This window comes from Tundrisphaera macrotermitis (assembly GCF_051175315.1).
Taxonomy (GTDB): Bacteria; Planctomycetota; Planctomycetia; order Isosphaerales; family Isosphaeraceae; genus Tundrisphaera.
The window spans coordinates 6,470,038-6,494,870 of sequence record NZ_CP195100.1 but is presented as its reverse complement, the minus strand read 5'-3'; the positions used below and the strand labels follow the sequence as shown (position 1 = coordinate 6,494,870).

24 protein-coding genes are annotated in these 24,833 nt (G+C 68.4%); 19 read left to right on the top strand and 5 right to left on the bottom strand.

Annotated features, from left to right (window positions below; translation table 11 throughout):
• Positions 1-26 precede the first annotated feature (26 nt).
• The 3 genes from TA3x_RS26205 to TA3x_RS26195 all read left to right on the top strand — a co-directional run bounded on the left by TA3x_RS26205 (position 27) and on the right by TA3x_RS26195 (position 3,176).
• On the top strand, positions 27-1,217 hold the full coding sequence (locus TA3x_RS26205) for a glycosyltransferase family 4 protein (protein ID WP_435017623.1): 1,191 nt from the start codon (positions 27-29) through the stop codon (positions 1,215-1,217).
• A gap of 26 nt (positions 1,218-1,243) precedes the next feature.
• Positions 1,244-1,771: an SMI1/KNR4 family protein gene (locus TA3x_RS26200; RefSeq protein WP_435017622.1), complete on the top strand. Its 528-nt coding sequence runs from the start codon at positions 1,244-1,246 to the stop codon at positions 1,769-1,771.
• A 73-nt stretch (positions 1,772-1,844) separates the two neighbouring features.
• Positions 1,845-3,176, top strand: coding sequence for a glycosyltransferase family 4 protein (locus TA3x_RS26195; RefSeq protein WP_435017621.1), 1,332 nt, complete (start codon positions 1,845-1,847; stop codon positions 3,174-3,176).
• Here the strand turns inward: TA3x_RS26195 and TA3x_RS26190 are convergent.
• Both TA3x_RS26190 and TA3x_RS26185 read right to left on the bottom strand, forming a co-directional pair.
• The gene (locus TA3x_RS26190) at positions 3,126-4,286 is read right to left on the bottom strand and encodes a glycosyltransferase family 4 protein (RefSeq protein WP_435017620.1); all 1,161 of its coding nucleotides are present in this window, start codon (positions 4,284-4,286) and stop codon (positions 3,126-3,128) included. The two genes, TA3x_RS26195 and TA3x_RS26190, sit on opposite strands and share 51 nt — an antisense overlap.
• A 96-nt stretch (positions 4,287-4,382) precedes the next feature.
• Positions 4,383-5,906, bottom strand: coding sequence for a phytoene desaturase family protein (locus TA3x_RS26185; RefSeq protein ID WP_435017619.1), 1,524 nt, complete (start codon positions 5,904-5,906; stop codon positions 4,383-4,385).
• Between the two features lie 182 nt (positions 5,907-6,088).
• Here TA3x_RS26185 and TA3x_RS26180 point away from each other — a divergent pair, with 182 nt between their 5' ends.
• From TA3x_RS26180 to TA3x_RS26170, 3 genes are all read left to right on the top strand, one after another.
• Positions 6,089-6,397, top strand: coding sequence for a Rieske (2Fe-2S) protein (locus tag TA3x_RS26180; RefSeq protein WP_435017618.1), 309 nt, complete (start codon positions 6,089-6,091; stop codon positions 6,395-6,397).
• A gap of 84 nt (positions 6,398-6,481) precedes the next feature.
• Positions 6,482-7,453, top strand: a complete 972-nt coding sequence (locus TA3x_RS26175) for a GNAT family N-acetyltransferase (protein ID WP_435017617.1) — start codon at positions 6,482-6,484, stop codon at positions 7,451-7,453.
• 124 nt (positions 7,454-7,577) lie between these two features.
• Positions 7,578-7,874, top strand: coding sequence for a hypothetical protein (locus TA3x_RS26170; protein WP_435017616.1), 297 nt, complete (start codon positions 7,578-7,580; stop codon positions 7,872-7,874).
• Positions 7,875-7,887: 13 nt separating this feature from the next.
• Here TA3x_RS26170 and TA3x_RS26165 read toward each other — a convergent pair whose 3' ends face one another.
• A complete protein-coding gene (locus TA3x_RS26165; RefSeq protein WP_435017615.1) occupies positions 7,888-8,739 on the bottom strand; it encodes an SDR family NAD(P)-dependent oxidoreductase in 852 nt (283 codons plus the stop codon).
• A 154-nt stretch (positions 8,740-8,893) separates the two neighbouring features.
• On the opposite strand from TA3x_RS26165, the gene ilvB reads away from it, so the two are divergent.
• The 5 genes from ilvB to TA3x_RS26140 all read left to right on the top strand — a co-directional run bounded on the left by ilvB (position 8,894) and on the right by TA3x_RS26140 (position 14,790).
• On the top strand, positions 8,894-10,663 hold the full coding sequence (ilvB, locus tag TA3x_RS26160; protein WP_435017614.1) for a biosynthetic-type acetolactate synthase large subunit: 1,770 nt from the start codon (positions 8,894-8,896) through the stop codon (positions 10,661-10,663).
• 137 nt (positions 10,664-10,800) lie between these two features.
• Positions 10,801-11,547 (top strand): hypothetical protein, encoded by a 747-nt coding sequence (locus TA3x_RS26155; RefSeq protein ID WP_435017613.1) that lies wholly within the window; start codon positions 10,801-10,803, stop codon positions 11,545-11,547.
• Between the two features lie 24 nt (positions 11,548-11,571).
• Positions 11,572-12,309: a DNA-3-methyladenine glycosylase family protein gene (locus TA3x_RS26150; protein ID WP_435017612.1), complete on the top strand. Its 738-nt coding sequence runs from the start codon at positions 11,572-11,574 to the stop codon at positions 12,307-12,309.
• A 13-nt stretch (positions 12,310-12,322) separates the two neighbouring features.
• Positions 12,323-13,882: an N-acyl-D-amino-acid deacylase family protein gene (locus TA3x_RS26145; protein WP_435017611.1), complete on the top strand. Its 1,560-nt coding sequence runs from the start codon at positions 12,323-12,325 to the stop codon at positions 13,880-13,882.
• A 227-nt stretch (positions 13,883-14,109) separates the two neighbouring features.
• Positions 14,110-14,790: a DUF433 domain-containing protein gene (locus TA3x_RS26140; protein WP_435017610.1), complete on the top strand. Its 681-nt coding sequence runs from the start codon at positions 14,110-14,112 to the stop codon at positions 14,788-14,790.
• Positions 14,791-14,844: 54 nt separating this feature from the next.
• On the opposite strand, the gene TA3x_RS26135 is transcribed toward TA3x_RS26140, so the two are convergent.
• Both TA3x_RS26135 and TA3x_RS26130 read right to left on the bottom strand, forming a co-directional pair.
• Positions 14,845-16,002 (bottom strand): Mrp/NBP35 family ATP-binding protein, encoded by a 1,158-nt coding sequence (locus TA3x_RS26135; protein WP_435017609.1) that lies wholly within the window; start codon positions 16,000-16,002, stop codon positions 14,845-14,847.
• 63 nt (positions 16,003-16,065) lie between these two features.
• Complete coding sequence (locus TA3x_RS26130; protein WP_435017608.1) at positions 16,066-16,506, bottom strand: hypothetical protein; 441 nt, start codon at positions 16,504-16,506, stop codon at positions 16,066-16,068.
• Positions 16,507-16,850: 344 nt separating this feature from the next.
• On the opposite strand from TA3x_RS26130, the gene TA3x_RS26125 reads away from it, so the two are divergent.
• From TA3x_RS26125 to TA3x_RS26090, 8 genes are all read left to right on the top strand, one after another.
• The gene (locus TA3x_RS26125; protein ID WP_435017607.1) at positions 16,851-18,626 is read left to right on the top strand and encodes a hypothetical protein; all 1,776 of its coding nucleotides are present in this window, start codon (positions 16,851-16,853) and stop codon (positions 18,624-18,626) included.
• 38 nt (positions 18,627-18,664) lie between these two features.
• Positions 18,665-19,537: a DUF4238 domain-containing protein gene (locus TA3x_RS26120; RefSeq protein WP_435017606.1), complete on the top strand. Its 873-nt coding sequence runs from the start codon at positions 18,665-18,667 to the stop codon at positions 19,535-19,537.
• 432 nt (positions 19,538-19,969) lie between these two features.
• Entirely contained in the window at positions 19,970-20,776 is an 807-nt protein-coding gene (locus tag TA3x_RS26115; protein WP_435017605.1) for a hypothetical protein, read from the top strand.
• 148 nt (positions 20,777-20,924) lie between these two features.
• Entirely contained in the window at positions 20,925-21,371 is a 447-nt protein-coding gene (locus TA3x_RS26110; RefSeq protein ID WP_435017604.1) for a hypothetical protein, read from the top strand.
• A 555-nt stretch (positions 21,372-21,926) separates the two neighbouring features.
• Positions 21,927-22,487 (top strand): pentapeptide repeat-containing protein, encoded by a 561-nt coding sequence (locus TA3x_RS26105; protein WP_435017603.1) that lies wholly within the window; start codon positions 21,927-21,929, stop codon positions 22,485-22,487.
• Between the two features lie 792 nt (positions 22,488-23,279).
• Positions 23,280-24,254 (top strand): DnaJ C-terminal domain-containing protein, encoded by a 975-nt coding sequence (locus TA3x_RS26100; protein WP_435017602.1) that lies wholly within the window; start codon positions 23,280-23,282, stop codon positions 24,252-24,254.
• A gap of 20 nt (positions 24,255-24,274) precedes the next feature.
• Positions 24,275-24,592 carry a MerR family transcriptional regulator gene (locus TA3x_RS26095; RefSeq protein WP_435017601.1) on the top strand — a complete coding sequence of 106 codons (318 nt, stop codon included), beginning with the start codon at positions 24,275-24,277 and terminating at the stop codon, positions 24,590-24,592.
• Positions 24,585-24,818, top strand: coding sequence for a hypothetical protein (locus TA3x_RS26090; RefSeq protein ID WP_435017600.1), 234 nt, complete (start codon positions 24,585-24,587; stop codon positions 24,816-24,818). Before TA3x_RS26095 ends, TA3x_RS26090 begins: the two co-directional genes overlap by 8 nt.
• Positions 24,819-24,833: the final 15 nt, after the last annotated feature.

Below are 24,833 nucleotides of genomic sequence, written 5' to 3'. Positions count from 1 at the left end.
CCATTCCGGGGGAGGGGAGTCGACGCATGAGGATCGGCATCGATGGCGCCTGCCTGGCCAATCGCCGGGGCTTCGGCCGGTTCGCCCGGCAGATGGTCGAGGCGCTGGCCGCGTCGGGATCGCCCCACGAGTTCGCCGTGTTCGTCGACCGCCCGTCGTTCGACTCGGTCCGCGTCCCCGCCGGCATGGAGGCCGTGGCCGTGGAGGTGGCCGAGGCCCCCAGCCGCGCCGCGTCGGCGGACGGCCGGAGGCGGGTCCGCGACATGCTGGCGATGGGCCGCGCCGTGTCCCGGGCCGGGCTCGATCTGATCTACTTCCCGGCCACTTATAGCTTCTTCCCGGTCTGGAACGCCGGCCGGGTGGTCGTGACCATGCACGATACCCTGGCGCTGGCCCACCCCGAATGGGTCTTCCCCGGCGGCAAGGGCCGGCTCGCCTGGCGGGCCAAGGAACGCGCCGCCGCCCTGTGGGCCGACCGGATCGTCACGGTCTCCCAGGCCGCCCGCCGCGACCTCGTCGCCTGGTTCCGGCTGCCCGAGGACCGCGTCCGCGTGGTCAGCGAGGGGCCCGACGCCGCCTTCGGGCCGGCCGACGAGGGGCCGGCGTCGGACGAGGTTCTGCGAAAGTACGGGATCGCCCCCGGCTCCCGCTACCTGCTCTACGTCGGCGGCCTGAGCCCGCACAAGAACCTGGCCCGCTGGATCGAGGCGTTCGCCCGATCCGCACCGGCCGACGTCCGGTTGATCCTGGTGGGCGACTTCGCCGACGTCTTCCATACGCATGTCCCGGCGTTGAGAGAAGCGGTCGAACGGTTCGCCCTGGGGGATCGCGTCCTGTTCACCGGCTTCGTCCCGGACGCCGACCTCGCCCACATCTACCGTCGGGCCTACGCCCTGTCGATGCCCTCGCTGATGGAAGGCTTCGGCCTCCCGCCCGTCGAGGCGATGGCCTGCGGCACGCCCGTCCTGTCGAGCACCGCCGGCTCTTTGCCCGAGGTCGTGGGCGAGGCCGGCGTCTTCTTCGACCCGACCGACGTGGCGGCGATGGCCGACGCGATCCGGTCCCTGCTCGACCACCCCGAGGAACGCGACCGCCTGGCCCGCCTGGCCCTCGCCCGCTCGAAGCAATTCACCTGGACCTCCGCCGCCCGCTCGCTGCTCGACTGCTTCGAGGAACTGGACCCAAGCCCGGCCCGGTCGCGTCGGAGGACGGCCTGAGGGACAAATGGTGCTGGAGGGTTTTGATGCCAGCAAGTGAGAATATCACTGTGGGCGACCTGATCCGGATCGCCCCGCCGCCCGAGTTGCTGATTGGCAGGGTGGGCTGGGAGCGTTGGAACCGGATCGAGTCCGACCTCGGGACAATACTGCCTCGGGATTACAAGCTGATCATGACCAGCTATGGAGTGGGCTATTTCAACGACCTGTTCTGGCTCTCGGACCCCGGTTCAATGCTGGGCGAGGATTCCCCCGCCGAAATCTACGAAGAGTTCAGAGACAGCTCCCCTGAGGAATGCCCTTTCTCGACGTTTCCCGGACCTGGGAGCCTGCTTTCCCTGGGGGGGACAACGAATGGTGGTTATGCATTCTGGCTGACCGAGGGCCTGCCCGACGAATGGCCTTTGATCTTCTATGACCACGGCTTTTATATGTCAGAGAAGTATTCCATGCGTCTGGTCGAGTTCCTCGTCCGTTGGCTCTCTGGCGAGATGCCGGGTTGTTTCTTCGGGGCGGGAGAATGTTTCAAAACGGATCCGATCTTCCAAAATTGATCCTCGGGCCGTTGGCCTTCTCATCGACCGCTCATGAAGGCGAAATTCTGGCCTCGGCCAAGGAGTTGGCACGATGAAATTCGCCATGCTCACGTCTTTCTTCGGGCCGCATGCGCTCGGGGGGTGTGCGTCCTTCGTGGATCGGCTGTCCCGGGCCCTGGCGCGGCATGGGCACGAGGTCCACGTCATCCATTGCCGGGATGCCTTCAGGGTGGCCCGGAAGGAGCGGACGGCCCGGCCGTATGCGGTGCCGAGCGGGGTGACGGTCCACACGCTGTCGAGCCCGCTCGGGCCGTTGTCGCCGCTGGCGACCCACCAGACGGGGCGGCCGGGCTTCAAGGCGCGGGCGATCCGATCGATCCTCGCGTCGATCCGCCCGGATGTGGTCCACTTCCACAACCTGTCGCTGATCGGCGGGCCCGGGCTGCTGGCGATGCCCGCGCCGGGGGCGGTCAAGTTGATGACGGCCCACGAACACTGGCTGGTCTGCCCGACGCATGCCCTGTGGAAGCACGGTCGGGGCGTCTGCGTGGCGCGGGAATGCGTCCGCTGCTGCGTCCAGGCCAAGTTGCCGCCGCAGTTGTGGCGGAAGACGCCGTTGCTCGGTCGCTCGCTGGCCCGGCTCGATGCCCTGATCGCGCCCAGCCGGTCGTCGATCCTGGAGCACACCCGGCGCGGGATCGCCGTGCCGATGACGCACCTGCCCCCCTTCCTGCCCGACGACCATCCCGATGGGGCCGTGGCCCCCGCGGCCACGACCATGCCGGGCCGGCCGTATGTCGCGGCATCCGGCCGGCTGGAGCGGATCCGGGGATTCCAGGACGTGATCGAGGCGATGCGGCGCCTGCCCCACCTCGACCTCCGGATCGCCGGCGTCGGGCCGTTCGAAGCCGAACTGAGGTCGCGGGCCGAGGGCATGGCCAACGTCCATTTCGAGGGCCGTCTCGAAGGCCCCCGCGTCGCCGCGTTGTTCCGGGGGGCCCGGGCGGTGGCGGTGCCGTCCCTGGTCTACGAGACCTTCGGCAACGTCGCCCTGGAAGCGTTCGCCGAACGGACCCCGGTCGTCGTCCGCGAGCTGGGCGCCCTGCCCGAGATGGTCGCCGTCAGCGGCGGGGGGCTGGTGTTCCGCGACGAGGACGGCCTGGTCGCCAGCCTGGCCCGGCTGGCCGGGGATGATGGGCTCCGCCGTCGCCTGGGATCGGCGGGATATGCGGCCCGGCGGGGGATCTGGTCGGAATCCGAACACCTGGAACGCTACCTCGGGCTGATCCAGGACCGCAGGAGGACCCGGAGGGTCCGGGTCGATCGGGCCCACGCCGCGCCCGTCCCGAACCTTCGCGCCCGGCCGGTCGCTTCAACGGGCCCGGCGTCGGGCTTCGGCCCTTCGGCCGGCGGCCCGGCCTGAGATCGGGCCGCGGAGGGCCGGGGCGTGGAGGCCGGCCACGTCGCGGATCTCGGCCCGGACCTGATCGGCGAACCGGGCCGGGCGGAACCGGGCGGCGTGGCTGAAGCCCCGGCTCATCCGGGCGGCCCGCGCCGCCACGTCGGTCGCCAGGACGTGCATCGCCCCGGCCATGTCCCGGGGGTCGGCCTCGTCGAGAAACCAGGCGGCATCGCCGCCCGCCTCGGCCAGCCCGCCGCGCCGAAGCGTGATCGCCGGGCAGCCGCAGGCCAGGGCCTCCGCCACCGGCAGGCCGAATCCCTCGTACTCGGAAGGGCGGAGCAACGCCACGGCGTCGGCCATCAGGCCCCGCAGGGTCGCGTCATCGACGTGGCCGGCGTTGATGATCCCGTCGGACGCGGCCCGGCGATGGCCGGGGCCGGCGAAGACGAGTCGGTGGCCGGGATGGGACGCGCGGTGGATCGCGAAGGCGTCGAGGATCGCCGGGATGTTCCGGTGTCGCGCCGGCCGGCCCACGCACAGGAAGAACGGGTCGGATCCGAGCCCGAGCCGCGACCGGGCCGCCAGGACCTCGGCGGACCTCGGCCCCTGGGGGCGGAACGACGCGTCGACGGCGGGGTGGACCACGCGGAGCCGATCGGCGGGCACCCCGTGGAATTTGGCCACGTCGCGCCAGTTGGCCTGCGACGGCGTCAGCACCCGGGCCGCCCGGAGCGAGTCCCGGCGACGCCGGCCCCGGAACAGCCAACGGACATGCGCCGGGACCGAATCGGGCTGCACCTCCATCAGCGTATCGAAGGCCAACAGGATGCTCGGCCCGCGCCAGGACGCGGGGATCAGCCCGGTCGGGGCGAACAGGAGGTCCCCGTCCCGCAGTGCCCGTCCCAGCGCGAACCGTTCCCAGATCGGCCCGGGCCAGCCCTCGCCCACGACCTCGGCCCGGATCGCTTCCGTCTCGGGGAAGAGGTCGAGGCCCGAGCGGTCGGCCAGGATGACGATGGTCTCCGCCAGGGGAGGCCCGGAGCCCGCCCACTCGCGGAGGAGCACTTCCAGGTAGCGGCCCGGGCCCGTCCGCCCCGACCGCAGACCGCGACCATCGATGACCAACCGCATCGCGAGCCTCCTTGCTCGATCGATCCGTCTCAAGCCATTTGCGCGGGATTGGATCCGTCCCTCGGTCCGACGCCAGTCCGAGTTCCCGGGGCCGGCTCAGGCCGGGATCGCCGGAAGTCGATCCCGGTCGGCCCAGGGCCGGCCGGTGATCCGCTCGACCACCCGGATGGCGGAGAGGACGACGGCCATCGTCCCCTGGCCCGGGAAGACCGAATCGCCGACGACCCAGAGGTCCCGCCCCAAGATATCGGCCGGGACCGCGAAGAAGTTGCTGTTCCACCGCGAGGTGGGCGCCCCGCCCACCGCGCCCAGGGCCCGGCGGGTGTAGCGGGCGAAGCTGCGGGGGGTGGCGATCTCGACGTGGGCCAGGGCGTCGTCCGCCCCGGGCAAGGCCCGCGCCAGGGCCTCGGCGAATCGGCCGCCGAACTCGTCCTTCTTCGCGGCGTGGTCCGCGGCGGGCAGGCCCTTCCACTCGGCCGGCGCCGTGTGGGTGGACATCGAGGCGACCCGGACGGCGGCCGGCCCGTAAGCCTCGTCGCCCGGCGGCGAGAGGGAGATCAGGATATTGTTGCCGTCGTGGATCGGCGCGTCGTAGCGGCGGAGGACCTGGTGGAACAGCGGGGCGTCGTCGGGCACCGCCCGCCTTTCGATCGCCACGTACGCCGTGACCGCGCTCCATGTGGCCCGGGAGCGCGACTCGCCGGATTTGAGCCGGCCGGAGAGCGGGCGGCCCAGCAAGTTGGAGGCGAGGTCCAGCGGGAGGTTGAAGGCCACCTGCCGGGCTTCGAGCCGGTGGCGGCGGCGGGTCTCGACCGCGAACCCGCCCCCGTCGCGCGGGACGACGCGATCGACCACGGTGGCCGTCCGGAGGTCCCCCCCGAGCGCCGCGAAGCGCTGGCCCAGGCCCTCGGCCAGCGCCTTCATCCCGCCCCGAGGGCGGCTCATCCCGGCCCGATAGGCGTGCAGGCAGGCCGCCCCGTTGGCGAAGGGGACGGTTTCCGGCCCGGCCTGCGCGGTGTCCTGGAGGAGCATGGCGACCAGCGATCGGAACGGGACGTCGTCCGCGAGCCCGAGCAGGCGGAGGACGTCCCCGACCGTCAGGGTCCAGGTGGCCGCCGCCGCCAGGCCCCCGAGCCCGAGGATCCGGAGGTCGTGGGCCAGGTCGGACGGCGACCGGGCGGGGAGCCGGGGGACGCGAGATGCCGCATCGAACAGGCGGCGGCCCACGGCCTCCTGGAGCCTCCAGAACCGGGCATGCGCCGCCTCCCGGCCCGGGAAGGTCGTGGCCAGGTTGCGCCCGAACTCGTCCGGGTCCGGGGTGATGTCGAAGGTCCGGTCGGGCAGGTGGACGCGGTAGCTCGGCGTCTCCTCGGCGGAGAACTCCATACCGACGTCCCGGAACAATTCGGCGAGGGGCTCGCCCGGCCGCAGCCCCATCAATGCCGTGGCTCCGGCGTCGAAGGTGTAGGGCTCGCGGGGGAACCATCCGGCGCAGCCGCCCAGGCGAGTGTGGGATTCGAGCAGGGCGACCCGGAGGCCGCGCCTCTGGGCCAGGGCGGCGGTCGCCAGGCCCCCCAGGCCCCCGCCGACGACGAGAAGGTCATAGATTCCGCCGTCCACCAGGTCGCCTCCCGCCGATCGCGATAAACCGGGGCCGGCCTCGGATCGTCCGGCACCGCCTCCGGATATTATGAACCGTCGGCGAGCGAGGGCGAGCGGCCACCGACGTCTTGTGGGCGCCCGGTCGCCTGCGTAGACTGGCCCGAGACCGATTTGGATCGCGATGGCAGGAGCGGCCGGGCATGGCGGGTTTCGTCCGATTGGCATCCTTGGCGGACCTCCCCCCCGGCGGCTCGCTGGAAGTGGAGCACGAGGGCCACATCTACGCGCTGTTCAACGTCGATGGCGTGATCTCCGCGATCGACGGGATCTGCGCCCACCAGGGGGGGCCGCTCGCCGACGGCCCGCTCCGTGGGACGCTGGTGACCTGCCCGTGGCATGGATGGCAGTTCGACGTCCGCACCGGCTGCACGCCGGTCTCGTCCCGGATCAAGCAGTCCGTCTTCGAGGTGGTCGTCCAGGGACAGGACGTCCTGGTGGCGGTGGCCTGAGCCGATGGGCCGTCCGCCTTCGTGATCGTCGCCATGATTCGCGACCCGACCGCATCCCCCCCTACTTCAACTCCCGAAGGCCCGGTGAATCGCTTCCGGACGTTCCGCAACGGTGATCCGCCCGCCCTGGCCGAGCTGTGGAACCGGTCCCTGCCGGGGCGCGGGGTCGTCCGCCCGTTGACGCCCCACGAATTCGACACCCTGATCATCGGCCGGCTCGATTTCCGCCGCGAAGGGCTGATCGTCGCCGAGGGCCAGGGGGGCCGGATCGTCGGCTTCGTCCACGCCGGGTTCGGCCCCATCTCGCCCGAAGGCCCCGGCCATGGCCTGGACTTCCAGCTCGGGACCATCGCCATGCTCGTGGTCGACGCCGGGCAGGGGGGCGAGCTGGCCTCCGCCCTGTTCCGGGCCGGCGAGGATTATCTCCGGAACGCCGGGGCCCAGGTCTTCTACGCCGGGGCCCAGCACCCCCTGGATCCATTCTATCGGGGCGTCTACGGCGGGAGCGAGTTCTCGGGCATCCTGGACGTCGACGCCGCGTTCCGCGGCGCGGCGGCCGCGGCCGGCTACGAGGCGGTGGCCACCACGGCCCGGTTCGAGGCCGACCTGGCCGGGGCCGAGGTCCGCGACCCCAAGGCCGTCCTGTTCCGGCGCCAGGCCCGGGTCGACGTCGAGGAAGAGGCCATGCCCTCCGGGTGGTGGGAGGCGTTGGGGATCGGGCCGGTCGAGATCACCCGTTTTCGCCTGCTGTCTCGGCTCGACAATCGGGAGATGGCCCGGGCGTCGACCTGGGATATGGCCGCATTCGGCCGCCCCGACGGCCGGAGCCGCGTTGGCCTGTTCGGCGTGGAGGTCCCGGCCGACCTCCGCCGCAAGGGATATGGGCGCCACCTGGTCGCCGAGATCCTCCGCCATCACCGCGGCCGGTGGGGGGAGATCGTCGCCGTCCAGACCGACGCCACGAACCTGCCCGCCCTGGGCCTGTATCAAGGGCTCGGGTTCGTCCCGACGGGTACCTCGACCCTGTTCCGCCGCCCGGGCGGGCCGCCCGCCTGATCGCCCGGGGAACCGGCCTTCCCCGGCCGCCGCGAAATTCTAGAATGGGGGGGAGGGCGGACCCGGGGCCGATCCGGGGGGCCCGCCGTCCCGATCTCCATCTCTCGCGCGAGGCTCCGATCCGATGGGACGTCCCCTGAACCGCCACGACCTCCGCGACGCCTACGCGGCCGCCGAGGCCCTGGGAATCAACCAGCCCGAACCTCGCCGCGCCCGGAGCGAGCCCTCGGACCGCAAGCCCAAGGTCGATGCCACCACCCGCACCCGGGTCGTCTGGGCCGTCTGCGACGTCGGGGGCCGCACCGTCGCGACCTTCCACTACTCGGAGAAGCCGGCGGCCGAGGCCCGGGCCGCCGAGCTGAAGTCCAAGGGGAAGGGGATGCACTTCGTCCGCTCGATCAAGGAAACGATCGGCGACTGACCCCGGCCCTCGTTCAGTCGAGCCGCCGGCCGATCTCCCGGCCGAAGCGGCGCGGGGCCCAGTTCCGCATGATCCAGTCGAAGGGGCCCGGCAGCCAGCTCGCGGACGCGACGATCGCCCGGGGGATCATCGTCGGGATGTGGAAGGCGCCCCGCCGATCGAGCCCCCGGAGGATGCCCCGGGCCACCTTGTCGGTCGGCTCGCCCCCCCAGGCGTCGGGGGGCGGCCGGTGCCCGGCCAGCGCGACCCGGCGGAACTCGCTCTCGGTCTGACCCGGGCAGGCCGCCCAGACCCGGACCCCGGTCCCGGCCAGTTCGTACCGCAGGCTCTTGACCAGCCCGTTCACGGCGTGCTTGCTGGCGACGTACGCGGCCGAGTAGGGCAGGCCGACGAACCCGAGGGTCGACGAGATCTGGAGGATCTGCCCCGACCCCCGGGGCCGCATCGACCGGATGGCCCGCTGGGTCAGGTCCATCAAGGCCATCAGGTTCAGCTCGACGATCTGGCGGATCTGGGCGGGGTCCTGGTCGGCGAAGTCGTCGTAATGGCCCACCCCGGCGTTGTTGACCAGGAGGTCGACGCCCCGGGGCGACCGGGATTCGGCCCAGGACCAGAGCCGCTCGCGGAACGCGGGGTCGGCGAGGTCGCCGTCGAGGATCTCGACCGAGCCGGGCGGCAGCTCGTCGCGGAGCGCTTCCAGGCGATCGCGGCGGCGGGCGGTGGCCAGGACGGTCATCCCCCGCTCCCGCACCAGCAGGCCGGCCAGGGCCCGCCCGAGCCCCGCCGAGGCCCCCGTGACCAGGGCCACGGGGCCCCCGGGGGCCTGCGCCTCGCGAACCCGTCCCGGGGTCGGATCCTCTGGCATGGTCGTGGGCCCTGGAAAGGTTCGGGTATGGCCCGGGCCGGGCCCCGATGGTCGGTGCCCGGTTGTTCGATGAGTCGGGGTCGACTATCATAGGGGTTACCTTCGCCACCGCGAAACCCCGTCTCCTCATCGGGTCTCTGGAGTGCTCCCTGCCGTGGCCACCATCGACGACCGCTCGACCGAGATTCAAACCCGTCCCATCACCGGGGCCAGCGTGCTGGTCGAGTCCCTGGCCCGGCACGGCGTCGATGTGGTCTTCGCCTACCCGGGCGGGGCGAGCATGCCGATGCACCAGGCGCTCACCTACTATCGCGACCGGATCCGCACCATCCTGCCCCGCCACGAGCAGGGCGGGATCTTCGCGGCCGAGGGCTACGCCCGCGTCACCGGCAAGCCCGGCGTCGTGCTGGCCACCTCCGGCCCCGGTGCGCTGAACCTCGTGACCGGCCTGGCCGACGCCAAGCTCGACTCGCTGCCGATCATCGCCATCACCGGCCAGGTCCCCACCAAGGTCATCGGCACCGACGCGTTCCAGGAAACGCCGATGGTCGAGGTCTGCCGGGCGATCACCAAGCATCATTACCTGGTGCAGGACGCCCGCGACGTGGCCCGGGTCGTCAAGGAAGCCTTCCACGTCGCCAGCACCGGCCGCCCCGGCCCGGTCCTGATCGACATGCCCAAGGACATCCAGAACACGATCGTGGCCAACCCGGACTACGACGTCGCCATGGACCTGCCCGGCTACAGCCTCCCGCCGATCCCCTCCGAGGACAAGATCCGCGAGATCCTGGCCGCGATCAAGGCGGCCAAGCGGCCGATCATCTACTGCGGCGGCGGGACCGTGGGCGGCGGTGCGTCGGAAGCCCTCCGCGAGTTCATCAAGAAGACCGGCATCCCGGTCGCCTCGACCCTGCAAGGCCTGGGCGCCATCCCCAGCGACCACTACCTGAGCCTGGGCATGCTCGGGATGCACGGGACGGTCTACTCGAACCTGGCGATCAACGAGGCCGACCTCCTGCTCGCCCTCGGCGTCCGGTTCGATGACCGCGTGACCGGCAACCTCAAGGAATTCGCCAAGCACGGCCGGATCGTCCACGTCGACATCGACGCCTCGGAGATCAACAAGAACAAGGCGGCCCACGTCGCCGTGAACTCCGACGTCAAGACGACCTTGGAGGCGCTCAACCCCCGCGTCGAGCCCGGCGACTACCGCGACTGGTACCAGCGGATCGACGCGTGGCGCGAGAGCGACCCGATGGCCTACGCCGACCGCGACGACTGCATCCTGCCCCAGTACGTCGTCGACCAGTTCTCGAAGATCACCAACGGCGAATTCCTGATGACCACCGGGGTCGGCCAGCACCAGATGTTCGCCGCCCAGTGGACCAAGTTCGTCCACCCCCGCGCCTGGGTCACCTCGGGCGGACTCGGCTCGATGGGCTTCGGCCTCCCCGCCGCGATGGGGGCCCAGGCCGCGTTCCCCGACGCCCTGGTGGTCGACATCGACGGCGACGGGTCGTTCGTGATGAACATCCAGGAACTCGCCACGGTCTATTGCGAGAACCTGCCGGTCAAGATGATCGTGCTCAACAACCAGCACCTCGGCATGGTCGTGCAGTGGGAAGACCGCTTCCACGGCGGCAACCGGGCCCACACCTACCTCGGCCCGATCGACCACCCCGAGGCGATCGGCCAGGGGGCCGGCGACCTCTACGAGACGACGTACCCCGACTTCGTGGCCGTGGCCAAGGGGTTCGGCATCGCCGCCCGGCAGATCCGCCGCAAGGAGGACGTCATCCCCGCCCTCAAGGAGATGATCGCCCACAAGGGCCCCTACGTGCTCGACGTCCTGGTTCCCTACCAGGAGCATGTCCTGCCGATGATCCCGGCCGGCGGCACCGTCCAGCAGATCATCAAGAGCTGACCGAAGTCCAGCGCCAACCGGGCTCGGGTCGGGTTGCCCCCGGGCATCCGGCCCGGGCCTTCCGCGTTTCCCGGACGGCTCGCGGCCATCCTCCTCGTCCCCCACTCCGAGCCGGCGTCCCCGCCGGGATGATCGCGATGAATCCCTTCCGCTCCGATGCCGACGAGTTCACGCTCAGCGTCAACCTCAACACCGAGATGGAGTTGCCGACCAGCCGCGACACCGTCTTGCACTTCTTCGAGCAGATGAAGAAGCGGTTCCCCGACCTCCGCAACTTCTACACCCGCGAGGGGGGCGAGCTGGTCCTGGAAGGGGACAAGGAGCAGGACTCGTATCGCTGCCTGGCCATCGAGCCCCGGCGGCTGTGCTCCGGCCACGTCGACCCGGCGACGATGGAAGATGCCTACGCCCAGCACGAATTGGTCCTGGAACTCGCCCCGCACCTGCTGACCATCAGCGTGCTGGACTGCGAGGCGCTGGACGTCATGTTCGGCTACGACTTCAACTTCGAAGGCCCGCACGACGAGGTCGTGGCCGAGGCGCTGAACCTCGGGCCGTCGTTCGAGAGCCTGATGGAAGTGCCGGGGGCGCGGGTCCTCAACTTCGAGCCGTCGGTCACGCTGGCGCTGGACCCGGGCTGCCGGCTCCAGGCCCGGCTGTCGATCGAGACCCGGACCAACGCCTTCCAGGTCCGCACCGGCGAGTTCGGCGACGACCAGATCAGCGTCTACTTCACGATCCGCCAGTACTGGGGCAACGGCCCGGACCAGTCGTTCCTCGACTCGTTCCGCCACCAGAGGGCGATCGGCGAGGAGATCGTGAGCCAGCACGTCATCCCTCGCGTGATCCGACCCCTGGCCGCCGCGATCGCGGCCCGGGGCTGATCCGCCGACCCCCGGAGGGGCTCGATGTCCCCGGCCCGCCCGAAGCGCAGGAAGAACCAGACGCCGGCCGACCCGCGCGAGGCCGCGGTGGCCCACCTCCGGGCCCTCGACCCCCGGTGGGCGCCGATCCTCGACGTGGTCGGCCCCTGCACGTTCGAGGTCCGGCCCGACCGCTTCGGCACCCTGGTCCGGGCCATCGTCGGCCAGCAGATCTCGGCCAAGGCCGCCGCCTCGATCGACAAGAGGGTCCGGGACCTCGCCGGGGAGAAGCACGAGCCCGCCGCCCTGCTGGCCCTGGGCGAGGAGGGGCTGCGCAGCGCCGGCCTGTCCGGGGTCAAGGCCCGCTACATCCTCAACCTGTCCCGGGCGGTGGAGGAGGGGGCGGTGCCGCTGGACGAGGTCCACACCTGGGACGACGACGCGATCATCGCCGCCCTGACCACCGTCAAGGGGATCGGGGCCTGGACGGCCGAGATGTTCCTGATCTTCGCGCTGGGCCGGCTCGACATCCTGTCCGTCGGGGACCTGGGGATCCGCGTCGGGCTCCGGAATTTCTATGGCCTGGAGGCGATGCCCACGCCGAAGGAATGTCGTGAGCTGGCCGAGCCCTGGCGTCCCTATCGCACGATCGCCATGTGGTATCTCTGGCAGCAGATCGACGCGCCTCGCGACGCGAAGACCAAGGCCCAGGCCGAGGCGATCGCCGAGGAGGAGTCCGAGCGCCAGATCATCGTCGCCGACCGACCGAAACGAACCCAGTAACCGGGGACCTCGCGTGGATTTCGACCTGATCGTCAGGGGCGGGTGGGTGATCGATGGGTCGGGCGGGCCGGCATTCCGGGCCGACGTCGGGGTGACCGACACGATGGTCTCCGCGGTCGCCCGCCTGGACGGCTCGAATGCCGCCAAGGTGCTCGACGCGACCGGCCTCTACGTCGTGCCGGGGTTCATCGACGCCCACGTCCACGGCGACACCATGATCCTGGACGACCCGGTCCACCTCCCCGCGCTCCGGCAGGGGGTCACCACCTACATCATCGGCCAGGACGGCTGCTCGTTCGCCCCCGGGTCGCCCGCCACGATCGACTACATGCGGCGGTACACCGCCGGCTTCAACGGCAATCCCGACACGATCGACTACACCTGGCGCAACCTCGACGAGTACCTGGCCCGATTCGATCGCCGGACGGCGGTCAACGTCGCCTACCTGATCCCCAACGGAAACGTGCGGATCGAGGTCATGGGGCACGACCCCCGCCCGGCCACCGACGACGAGCTGAAGGCGATGGCCCGGATGGTCCGGGAGGGGATGGACACCGGGGCGGTCGGCCTCTCGACCGGGCTGGACTACATCCCCAGCCGATACGCCGACGCCCGCGAGATCGCCGCCCTGTGCGAGGCGATCGTCCCCGACGACGGCGTCTACGTCACCCACATGCGGGCCTACGGCCCCAACGCCAAGGTCGGCATGGACGAGGTGTTCGACATCGTCGAACGCTCGGGGGTCGCCGCGCACATCTCCCACTTCAACGGCCCGGCCAAGCTCCTGCTCCCGCTGCTCGAACGCGGGCTGAAGGCGGGCCACGACCTTACCTACGACACCTACCCCTACACCGCCTGGAGCACCATCCTGGGGATGGTCACGCTTCCGCCCTGGGTCCAGGAAGGGACGACCGACGCCACCCTCGCCCGCCTGGCCGATCCGGCGATCCGCAAGCGGCTGGCCGACAAGGAACTCGGCCACCTGTCGCCTTTCCTGCTCCACGAGACCACCCTGGCCATGGTGGCCGCCCCGGACTGGCGCTGGGCCGAGGGGATGACGATCGCCAAGGCCGCCGACCGGGCCGGCCTGATCGTGGCGGACTTCATCTGCGACATCCTCCTGGCCTCGGACTTCGCCGTCGGCGTGGTCGGCCGATCGGGGGATCGGGACGAGAACGACGTCCGGGCCATCCTCCGCCACCCGGCCCACATGGCGGGGTCGGACGGGATCTTCCGCGGCGGGGCGCCCCACCCTCGCGGCTGGGGATCGTTCGCCCGATTCCTCGGGCATCACACCCGCGAACTCGGCGACTACACCTGGCCCGAGGCCGTCACCCACCTGTCGAGCCACGCGGCCCGCCGGTTCCGCCTCGCCGATCGCGGCCTGATCCGGCCCGGCTTCGCCGCCGACCTCGCCCTGTTCGACCCGAAGACCGTCGCCGATCGGGCGACCTACCAGGACGGTCGGGCCCTCGCCGTCGGCGTCCATCACGTGGTCGTCAACGGCACGATCGCCCTCGAAAACGGCGAGCCGACCGGCAAGACCCCCGGCCGGGCCCTGCGTCGCGGATGATTTTGAAAAATTAAGCCGCACAATCGGCGGGGATTTCCTAGATTGTGTGTTTAAGGTGGCTCGAATTCACGATGTTGTTGGGCGAGAGTCCTGAGCGTTCGTCGCCGAGGGTGATCGGACCCGTCATCTCGCGAACAACATCTTGGAGAGCCATCATGAAATCCTCCGCCCTTGGACATCAGAAGCAAATGGCGGTTGGCGGCCGGAACGAGAAGTCCGTCCGCTCGATGAACCCGGATCGTCGCCCCGAGCGGCCGGGCCGCGGGCCGATCCGCCCCGTGGCGACCACCTTCCCGGACGACTTCGCCGACGACGTGATCCGCAAGCTCAACCCGCGCGGGCCGATCGAGACGATGATCGCCGGCCGCGTGATCGAATCCGCCCGCGAGCTGAAGAAGGCCCTGGACCGCCAGGGCGCCCGGGACGAGGTTGCCGAGGGCAATCCGGACAAGGCCCCGAGTTCGGCCCGCCGCGCCTCGGCCGCCGACCGGGCCCTGCGGTCGATGCGGGAGGCCCTGGAGACGCTCGACGCCCTCCAGGCCCGCCGCCCGTCGGGGCCGAAGCCGGTCATCGAGCCGATCCTGGAATCCGACCCCGCGCCCGAAGTCGTGGCCTTCGACCCGTTCTTCGACGGCGACGCCAGCGACTGGACCCTCCCGCCCTTCGACGTGCCCGAGCCGGCCGAGGGCGAGGCCCCGGCCTGGAAAAATCGCCTCGTCTTCGACTTCGAGGTCTCGGACATCTCCCCGGTGGTCAAGGGGACCTGGATCACCGTGAGCCACGTCGTCTCCCTGATCGTCGACGGGCACACCTGGGCGGACATCCTCCGCACCCACCCCGAACTCAACCAGGACGATATCCACGCCTGCATGGCGTTCGCCCTGGACGAGCTGAACGAAGCCAAGTAAAGCCGGGTGGCGACGGGGGGAGGTCGATCCTCCTCCCCCCATCTCCGTCGGGCCTCAGTTGAGGATTTCCAGCTTCGGCATCTTGGGCGTCTTGATGTTCTGGATGCTGATCTGGGCCGCCAGCTGCTCGACGACGCCGAGCAGGTAGGGCCGGGACGGCGACCCGGGTTCCAGGGCCTCGCGGATCCGCCCCTGGTCGCCGGTCTCCCGCAGGATGATGTTCAGGGGCACTTCGCCGAGGAAGGGGATGCCCATCTGCTCGGCCTTGCGGCGGGCGCCGCCCCGGCCGAACAGGTAGACCCGCTCGTCGCCCGGGTCGGAGAACAGGGCGTCGGACGCGGCGGGGTTGGTGCCCCGGTCGCGGAGATAGGCCTTGATGTCGAAGAAGCTCATGTTCTCGACCATCCCCAGCAGCGGCACCTTGAGCTGGCGGAACATCGACACGGCGCGGACCGCGTCGATCAGCGCCACCTCCTGCGGGGTGCAGACCACCACCGCCCCGGTCAGCGGCAGGCTCTGGGCCAGCGTCAGCGGCACGTCGCCGGTGCCCGGCGGCAGGTCGATGACCAGGTAATCCAGGTTGCCCCACTCGACCTGGTGGAGGAACTGCTGGACGATGCCGTGGAGCATCGGCCCCCGCATGATGACCGCCTTCTCGGGCTCCAGCAAGAAGCCCATCGACATCAGCTTCAGCCCGTTGGCCTCGATCGGCTCGATGCGGTCGCCCCGGGCCATCGGCCTCTGGCCCCCGGCGCCGACCAGTTGCGGCACGGACGGGCCGTAGACGTCGGCGTCCATCAGCCCGACCGACGCCCCATAGGCCTTGAGCCCGTAGGCGATCGACGCGGCGACGGTCGACTTGCCCACGCCCCCCTTGCCCGAGCCGACGGCGATCACGTTCTTCACGCCGGGGATGTCGCCCGACTCGCGGACGCCCTTGCCCCGGACGTCGGCGGTCATCTTGACGGTGTAGGTCAGCCCCTCGCCGAGCCGGGCGTTCAGCGCGGCGCGGACGTCAGCCTCGATCTTGGCCTTGAGCGGGCAGGCGGGGGTGGTCAGGTTGACGGTCAGCTCGACCGTCCCGTCGCCGATCTTGATGTCGCGGATCATCCCCAGGTCGACCAGGTCGCGCTGGATGTCCGGGTCCTTGACCCCCTTGAGGGCGGCGAGCACGTCGGACTCGGTCGGGCGGGAACTCTTCATGCCGAACATCGGGCGATATCCTCGGGGAAGGGGGAGGCGGCGGGCAGGGGACCGGGCGTCCGGCGGGCAGGATCAGGGGACACGCGTCGCGCCCCGGGTCGGTTCGGCGATCGATTCGGACCATCCGCAGGCCAGGGCCCGGCGGCCGGCCAGGGGGAGCCAGCGGGCGATGATCGAGGCCACCTCGGGCGGCGTGGCCACGCCGGAGACCACCCGGGTCGCCCCGAACTCCCGGGCCTGGACGGCGACCCCCGGCCGATCGCGCGGGTCCAGCGCCAGGATCAACGCGTCGGACGCCTCGCGGCGGGCCAGGGCCACGTCATCCAGCCGACGGGCCGGCGCGTCGCCGAGGTCCACGACCACGATCGGCACCGCCGCCCCGCGCAACGCCCGGGCCAGGTCCTCGGCCGACCGCGACTCGACCCAGGCGATCGCATGCCCCGCCAGCCGGGGCCGCAACTGCCGGGCCCAGCCGTGGAGCCGTTCGTGGATGACGATCGCTTGCGGGCTCATGCGGAGATGGATTTCTCGTCGATCCGGCGCTTTGGCTTCATCCTTCGCATTTTACCCGGCAACCCGCCCGGCGACGAGTGCCTTCACGGCCATCGACTCCCAGACCGAGCCCTAACGAGCATGAAATGCCAGACGAACTCGGGTCAGCATGGCCTCCCTACCAGTGACCGCATCGGCGGCCGAATACGACTCGGAGGACAGGCGATCAGACTTGATATATCGCTATGTCCCCTTTGATTTCTTCGGACAACCAATGGCAATCGAGGCTTGATTGACTGAACGGACGTCACTGAATACGATTGGCCCCGCTATTGTTGAAGGTTATGATCACGGAGCGGTAAAAGATGGCCGAAGAATCGCGGCGATATGAAAAGCCTCGAATCTTGTTAGTCGATCTCCCAGAGGATGCCGCTCTCACCCTGCGGAAACTGGGGCTCAACGTTGAAACTGGCAGTTTCGGCGTGCCATACGAAGTGAAATTAACGACAGGCGATATTTTGGTTCCATTGAGGTATTCTCTGCCTGGATATGCCGAGCAGGAAATCATCGTTGTTGACACCTCCGAGCCCACCCCTGTTTCATACCCGAACGATGTAAAACCGCTTGCTCCCAATGTGCCTAAGCTCGTTGTCAACGGAGGCTATGGGATTATCAACCCGCGTTATTGGGCAATGGGCACTGCAAGGGAAGAAGGCGCTCGGATCCTAGAATCCGGGGGCATGTTTATCGTGTTTGCCACGCCGAGAACCACGGTCGAATATGTATTCTTAAGACCAGAGGAGAGGTACAAACGGCGAGAAGAATTCCCCTTGGATAATTGGTCATTCTTAAGCTTATTGGGTGATCGCTGGCTGACTTTAAATCGAGATAGCGGCACCGAGATGAAACCCGGTGACCAGAGCACATCGATTATTAGCCTGATCGATAGATTCACAAAGGGCTCTTATTTTAGTTGTACAATACGCAAGGAATGGCGCACGACCGAAGATAAGCCTTACCCCGCGTTTACTCCATTCTTGTTTTCCAAATACGGAGACGCAGTAGGTGCCGCTATCTATTTAGGAGAGAACCGTGGATCAATAATCATCCTGCCTCAGATTGAAGATAAAGCTGGGTTCCTGAGCGATTTATTCAAAAGCTACTTGCCTGAAGTCTTTCCCCGATTATTTCCCGAGCACGAGGGCGAGGCTTGGGTCCACCGAAGGGATTATGAGCACCCTGGTATAGTCACCAAGCGGTCTCGCCAAGCAAAAATTCAACTCAAGGCCGACGAGGCTAAAAATTCAATCGAGGTGGAGATACTCGAGGAGAAAACTCGCTTGGCGTTCCTCCACGGGTTGCTTACCAAGACGGGCGATGAACTCGTTGATGACGTGAAATCCGCACTTGAATTTATCGAGTTTCAAAATGTCATAGACGTAGACAAAACTGGCGAAGGAGGCAACAAGCAGGAGGATTTGCAGATTCTGGACCGGCCGACGAAAGTGCTCGTCGAGGTCAAGGGCCTTGGGGGACTGCCGCGAGAGGCGAATACATTGCAGGTGACGAAGTTTATCCTACGTCGCATTCGAAACTGGATCTGGCCGGACCAGCCGGTCATCACACCTCACGGGGTCACGCTGGTCAATCATCAAAGAAACCTCCCGCCTTTAGAGCGCGACAATAATAGCGTTTTCACCGACGCCCAGGTCGCGGATGCCTCGGATAACGGGACGGGGTTGATGACAACCTGGGACCTCTTCCGATTGATCCGGGGTATGGAGCGTTGGGGCTGGGATAAGCAACATGTCCAGGACGTCTTTTTCCAAGCGGGCAGGATCGGTGAGCTTCCAGCACACTACCGACGCGTGGGAGAGATCGCTCACTACTACGACAAAATTTCGGTAGCGAGCATCCTCGTCGATGATGGCGAGAGGCTCTCGATTGGCGATACGGTCGGGTACGTCTTTGAAGACCGCTTCCACGAAGAGAAGGTCGAGTCGCTCCGCGTCGATAAGGTAGATGTCCGCGAAGCGACATCGGGCCAGAAGGCTGGATATAAAACGGGCTTGGTACGCAAAGACCTGCCCGAAGGAACGGCCGTTGACCGAGCGACCAGCGGTCTGGATCGCCAGATCTGAATTTGTTGACAAACGCTCAATCTGAGGCTGATGGATCGATGGGAAAACACTCGGTCCCGCGACGTCACCTCCGGCATTTCGAGAGCCCCGAGAGGCCGGAGTTCATCTGGCAGCACGACAAACGGGGCAACCCGCCCGTGCTAGCGAAAATCGGGAAGGTCGCCCAGCAGGAAGGCTACTTCGACGACGACACGGAAGAACGCTTAACTCGGGAGATTGAACGGCCGGGCGGTGATGCCATCCAAAAGATCCTCGAGCGACAGCCGTTGACCGACTCGGAGCTGAGGGCGTTCGCCGTGCACGTCGGCTCGATGATCCGCCGCATCCCTTTCCATCGCGAATGGGGCCGCGGGATCGCGGCGGACTACCTCCCAGGTGCGATCGAGGAGGAGAGGAGGAATTTCCCGGTGTTGCTCCGGGAGGTGGCCGAACAGCATGGGCACGATGAGGACTGGGTCCAGGCCCGTATCGCCGTGATGGAGCGGGTCCTCAAGGAGCATCAAGGCGAACTGCCGCAAAACATCGTCGACATGGTGGACAGCCCGTTCCCTAGCGAGAACGTTGTCGCGGTATTGCTCACGATGCACTGGCGGGTCCTCCAGTCCACCGGCCCGCAGCATTTCGTCACCTCGGATTATCCCGCCAACTTCTTCCTCAAGGAGGGGATCGGACTAGCGGTCAAGGACACCGAGCTGATCTTCCCCATATCCAAGGAGGTGGCCCTGCACGGGTCCCACCAACCCGTCGTCCGGCCGTTCTTCCGTGACCCTGCCAATCAGCGATTCGTCCGAGAGGTCAACAAGCGGATGATCATGCAGGCCACCCGGTTCGTCTTCTCGCACGATAACGCGTCGTGGATCGCGAAGTTGCTGACTCGAACGGATTTGGTCATCACTCGCCTCGGTAGGTGAGCCTCTAGATAGACGGACCCTTTGGTGGAGCGTGATTGACCTTCCCCACAAAAGGTCACGTAGGGTTGCGCATCGCTCACCGCATCGTGCTCAGCAGGTCGAACCGGTGGGCGATGCCCAAAAATAAAGGCCCGTAGGGTGGGCAACGCCCACCGCATCGTGACCGATGGATTGAATCGGTGGGCGATGCCCACCCTGCGGAACTTGCGTCGGTTCCCGAGCGTCACGGTTCGGGCGTCGGCGAACATTCAAACTTCCCCCGGGTCGGATCCACGGATCGATGGGGGAGTCGAGCTGAGAATCCGACCTCGGCATTGCAAATCGCATCCGCGCCGATCAATATCGTGCCCGGACTTCATGGGCGGCGATCCGATCGCGGGTCCGCACGCCCATCCGATCCATCCACGACCGGTCCGCGAGGGGGACGACCCGATGAACCAGCCTGACCTGGCGGCCGCGCTCCGCATTGCCGAGATGAACTTCGATCCCGAGATCAACATCGTGGTCATCGACGTGGAAAGCGAAGGGACCGTCCGGCGTTTCGATGAGCGGGGGCCCACCCGGGCGCCCGACTGCCTCCGACGCGCCTGGGAATCCCTCCAGGAGCGGACCGGCGCGGCCCCCTCCGATGTCCGGGCCATGTATTCGGAATGGCAGCCGGCTCCCGAGGACCAGGCGTTCGTCGAGGCCACGTTCCCCCAGATCGACAACCCCGCCCACTTCCCCCGCCCGGGCCTCGGCTGGAGCCAACGCAACGCCTCCGCCGGATGGGACGAGGCCATGCGGGCGGTCGGGGCGACGCTCCGGGGCCTGAAAAACGATTCCGGCCACCCCGGGCTTTCGGGCGGCAGGACCCCCTCCGAACACTACGACGAGCGGATCCACAGGCTCGTCGTCGTCCGATCCGAGTTCGCCTACCGGGAGGCGAAATCGCGCGGCGTCAGCGACCCGGTCGTCCTGGCCATGTTCGCGGACGCGAGCGGCGAGGGCTTCAAGGTCTTGAGCCTGCACGAGGCCATCGCGTCCGACCTCCGCTCGACGCTCATGATCCGGGCCGATCCCCGCCCGCAGGTGGCCGAAATCCTGGGGATGATCGGGTCGAATCCTCAACTGATCACGAGGGTCGTCGCACGGCCGCCCTGGGACAAACCCTTCACCATCGTCGTCTTCGCCTCGGATGTCTCCTTCATCGACGAACGCCCCGACCCGGACCGGAAGTCGCGAATCATCCTGCCATGACCCGGGCTGCCGCCCGGTGGTCGAAGTCCCGCAGGGCGAGCGTCGCCCGCCCGACGAAGCTGATGCGGCGAACGATTTCCAGCCAGGGCGGCCTATTGAAAGAGCCCGGACGATGCCATCGCAAAGCCGTCGCTTGACGATCCGTCGCATGATGGGCCTGGTGGCGGGCGTCGCCCTCTTCCTCGGGTTCATGGCGGCCCAGCGGCGACATCTCGAGAAATGGGAAGCTCGAAGGGTCGTGATGTATCTCCAGCGTGACGCAACGCAGGCGATCCTCTCCGAGGCCATGGCCCGGGTGGCGGACGCCGAACCGAAGGAGTCCAGGTCGCCCTATGTGTTCGAGAGCCCGACGCGGACGGCGAACTGGTCGATCGCGGTGAGGGATTTTCAGGCCAACAAGCTTGGATCGGAGCGGGTGAAGGTGTCCGGCGCCAACGGCGAATTCGCCCTCAAGCCGATCCTGATCGAGATCCGCGATCCCCGGCTCGTGGGCCCTCTGTTGCTCCGTCTGGAGCGCGAATATCGCGAGCGTGGCTGGCCATTCGAGGTCGTCAGCCCCAGGATCAGGGACGATTCTTCGGGTGCAAATCTTTGATTTGTGATAGGGAGAGGATCCTTCACGAAGGCAGGCCCGACCCATGCGATCCGAGGACATGCGGCAGTCGCTCTGGGCCCATCTCGCCGACGATTGGCAGAGGCATGGTCGAAGGTATCTGATCGAGGGGTTTGTCTTCGCCGTCCTCGTCGCCGGCGTCGCCTTTTTCGTGCGCCGGGCCACCGACCCCCAGGTCCATTTGCGGTCCGATTTCCATGGGATGATGGCGGTGCTTTGCGCCTCGGAGTGTGACCTCATGGATCGGAGGGCGGCCGACTGCCGGGGTCGGGCGGAGCGGGGGGCGGCCTGGGACGATGCGAGCGATGAGGCCGAGGGCCTGAGGGCCTGCCCCTATCCGTGGGACCCACCCAAAACCCCGTCATGGGCGGACCAGGCGGACGTCTGGGAGAGGGCGGCGACGAAGGGCCGGAGGGCGGTCGAGCGACATCGGTGGGAGGCAGGTTTATAGTCTCGTTGGCTAGGCTTCGCCCACCGCATCGTGGCCGATGAATCGCAGCGGTGGACGATGTCCAAATGACGGGACCTGGAGTCGGCATGCGGATCCTTTCAAAGGAAGGAAAAGTCCTCCTGGAGCGGGAGGGAGAGCTACCCGGGGCCGACCTCCGTGGCCTCGATTTGCTGGCCGCCCAACTTGATGGCGAATCGCTCGTCGGGACCGACTTGAGCCGGGCGATACTCACCTCGGCCGACCTCTGCGAAGCCGACCTGACCGACGCCATCCTCGAAGGTGCCATCATGGAAGGCGTCGTCTGCATGGATGCCATTTTCGACGGGGCCGACCTCCGCGGGGCCGACCTGTACTGGGCGTTGGCATTCAATGCGTCGTTCCGGGGCGCAAAGTTGCAGGAAGCCGACTTCCGGGGGGCCGGCTTGCAAGGGGCTGACCTCACCGATGCGGATTTGGTGGGGGCGAAGTTCGGGCGGGACAACCTCGGCGGTTCGACCTGGCTCAATGAGTGCCGCTTCGACGGGTCCGATCTTCGAGGGGCCGACCTAACCGCCGCCGATCTCAACCTTGCCGTGTACGACGGCCGAACCCGATTCCCCGCGGACTTCGACCCCGCGAGCCGGGGGATGATCCGTCGAGTCGACTGAGGCGGAGGGTGGCAGACGTCTCGGAGCCAACCAACCTCGACGCCCGATCACCGATCGACCCGGGGACGACTCATCGAACGTGAACCGCTTCGCGGAAACTCAGCCCTCAGGGGAGATCGATGGGCATCGGATCGGAAATTTACGGCGTTGCATGACACGCATCGGGCACGCCCGGATCATCGATCGAGGGAATCCGTCGTCCTGGGCCGAGAAAGTGTGCTATGGGCCGGTCGCGGACACGATGATATCCGGTGGACATCCGATATCGGCACCCCACGCGCGAACCTCGACCATGCGGACCACCCTGACCCTCCTTCGAGCCTCATCACGTCGCGGCGGGCCCGCGACGGGCCTTCGATGCCTCGGGCAAAACGAACCCAACGGCGTCGGGACTGCGGGCCGTGGCGGCGGGGAGGAACGAACCCACCTGCCAGGACGGCAGGGGCCCGCGCCTTCGGGAAAGACGAACCCAACGACGATGGGGATCCTGGGCAACGCGGCCGGGAAAAACGAACCCAACGATGCCGGTCCAACCGCGGACGATGGCGTGGGAAAAACGAACCCAACGGCGGGGTCCCCGGGCACCGCGGATTTCCCGAACGAACCCAATGGCCCGGGCGTGCCGGGTCGTGGCGGGGCCGCCTCGGCGATGTTGGGATGGGCCGAGGTGGAGGTCTCCATTGCTTGTCTTGCGGGGGGCGGGTCCGCTAAAATGGGTCCGGTCGCTTCGTCGCCGTCGCGGGCTCGCCGGACGTCGAGGCCGAGGACGACGCGACCGTTTCGGGGGACGTGATGGCCGACCGCGATTATTACGAGGTGCTCGGGGTGGCCCGGGATGCTTCCGCCGAGCAGATCAAGAAGGCGTACCGCGCCCTCGCGCGCAAGCACCATCCCGACGCCAACCCCGGCGACAAGACGGCCGAGGCCAAGTTCAAGGAAATCCAGGGCGCCTACGACATCCTCTCGGACCCCGAGAAGAAGGCCCAGTTCGACCAGTTCGGCCACGCCGCGTTCTCGGGGTTCAACCCCTACGGCCCGCGCTCGGGCGGGTCGGAGTGGGCCTCGCGCCAGGCGGGGCCGGGCGGGTTCGAGAACATCGACCTCGGGTCGTTCTTCAACCAGCAGGGCGGGCCGGGGATGTCGGCCGAGGCCGGCGGCGGGGGGATCTTCGACGAGATCCTGACCCGGATGCGCGGCGGGGGCCAGGGCGGAGGCCAGCGGCGACGAGCCCCGGCCCGCGAGCCCGAGGCGGCCGAGGCGTCGATCGCCATCCCGTTCCTCACCGCCGTCCGGGGCGGGGAGACCGCCATCGAGCTGGATCGCGGGACGGGCGGGCGCGAGTCCAAGGTCATCAAGATCCCGCCCGGGCTGGAGTCGGGGTCGAAGATCCGCCTGAAGGGGCAGGGGGGGGACGGGATCGACCTGATCATCACCGTCTCGGTCGAGCCGCACCCCTACTTCACCCGAGACGGCCGCAACCTCTCGGTCGAGGTCCCGATCTCGGCGGCCGAGGCGATCCTGGGCGCCCGGATCGAGGTCCCCACGCTCGACGGCACCAAGACGATGCCGATCCCGCCGGGGACCAGCTCCGGCCAGAAGCTCCGGCTCCGGGGCCAGGGGGTCCCGGCATCGAAATCGCAACCCGAGGGCGACCTCTACATCGTCCCCCGGGTGGTCGTGCCCAAGGGGATCGATGAGGAGAGCCGGAAGCTGATCGAGGAGTTCGCGGCCCGCAACCCGTCGCGCCCGCGCGACGGGCTCTGGTGAATCAAGGGGTGAGCACGGTCATGGGACGCCCGATCTTCTCGCGTGACGAAGTGGCCCACCACCTGGCGATCACCGTGGAGACCCTGGCCCGATTCGAGCGGAGGGGCCTGGTCGCCGCGGTCCGCGAGGGGGATCGGGAGGGCTACGGCCCGGCCGAGATCCGCCGGCTCTGGACCATCGTCACCTTCCGCCGCGACCTCGGCATCAACCTCGCCGGGGTCGAGGTGATCCTCCGGCTCCGCGACCAGATGGCCACCGCCCACGCCCGGCTCGGCGAACTGGCCCGCGAACTCAACGCGACCCTGGACGATTGGCCGGGGCCCGACGGCGATGCCTGACCGCCGCCCTTTGCTGGAGCGCGACGACCTGAAGCCCGAAGACCGGAAAAGAATCGGCCGGGTGGTCGCCTCGCTGCTCGGCTGGTGGCTGGTGGCGACCGCCTCGATCGCGGCGCTGGTCGTGTGGCTCCTGATCCGCCGGGGCCGCCGGCTGGTGGCGAAGCTGGACCCGCCGAAGATCGTCCGCCTCCCCGAGTTGACCAACCGAGCCGATCCGCCCGCCTGACGGCCCACCACCCAC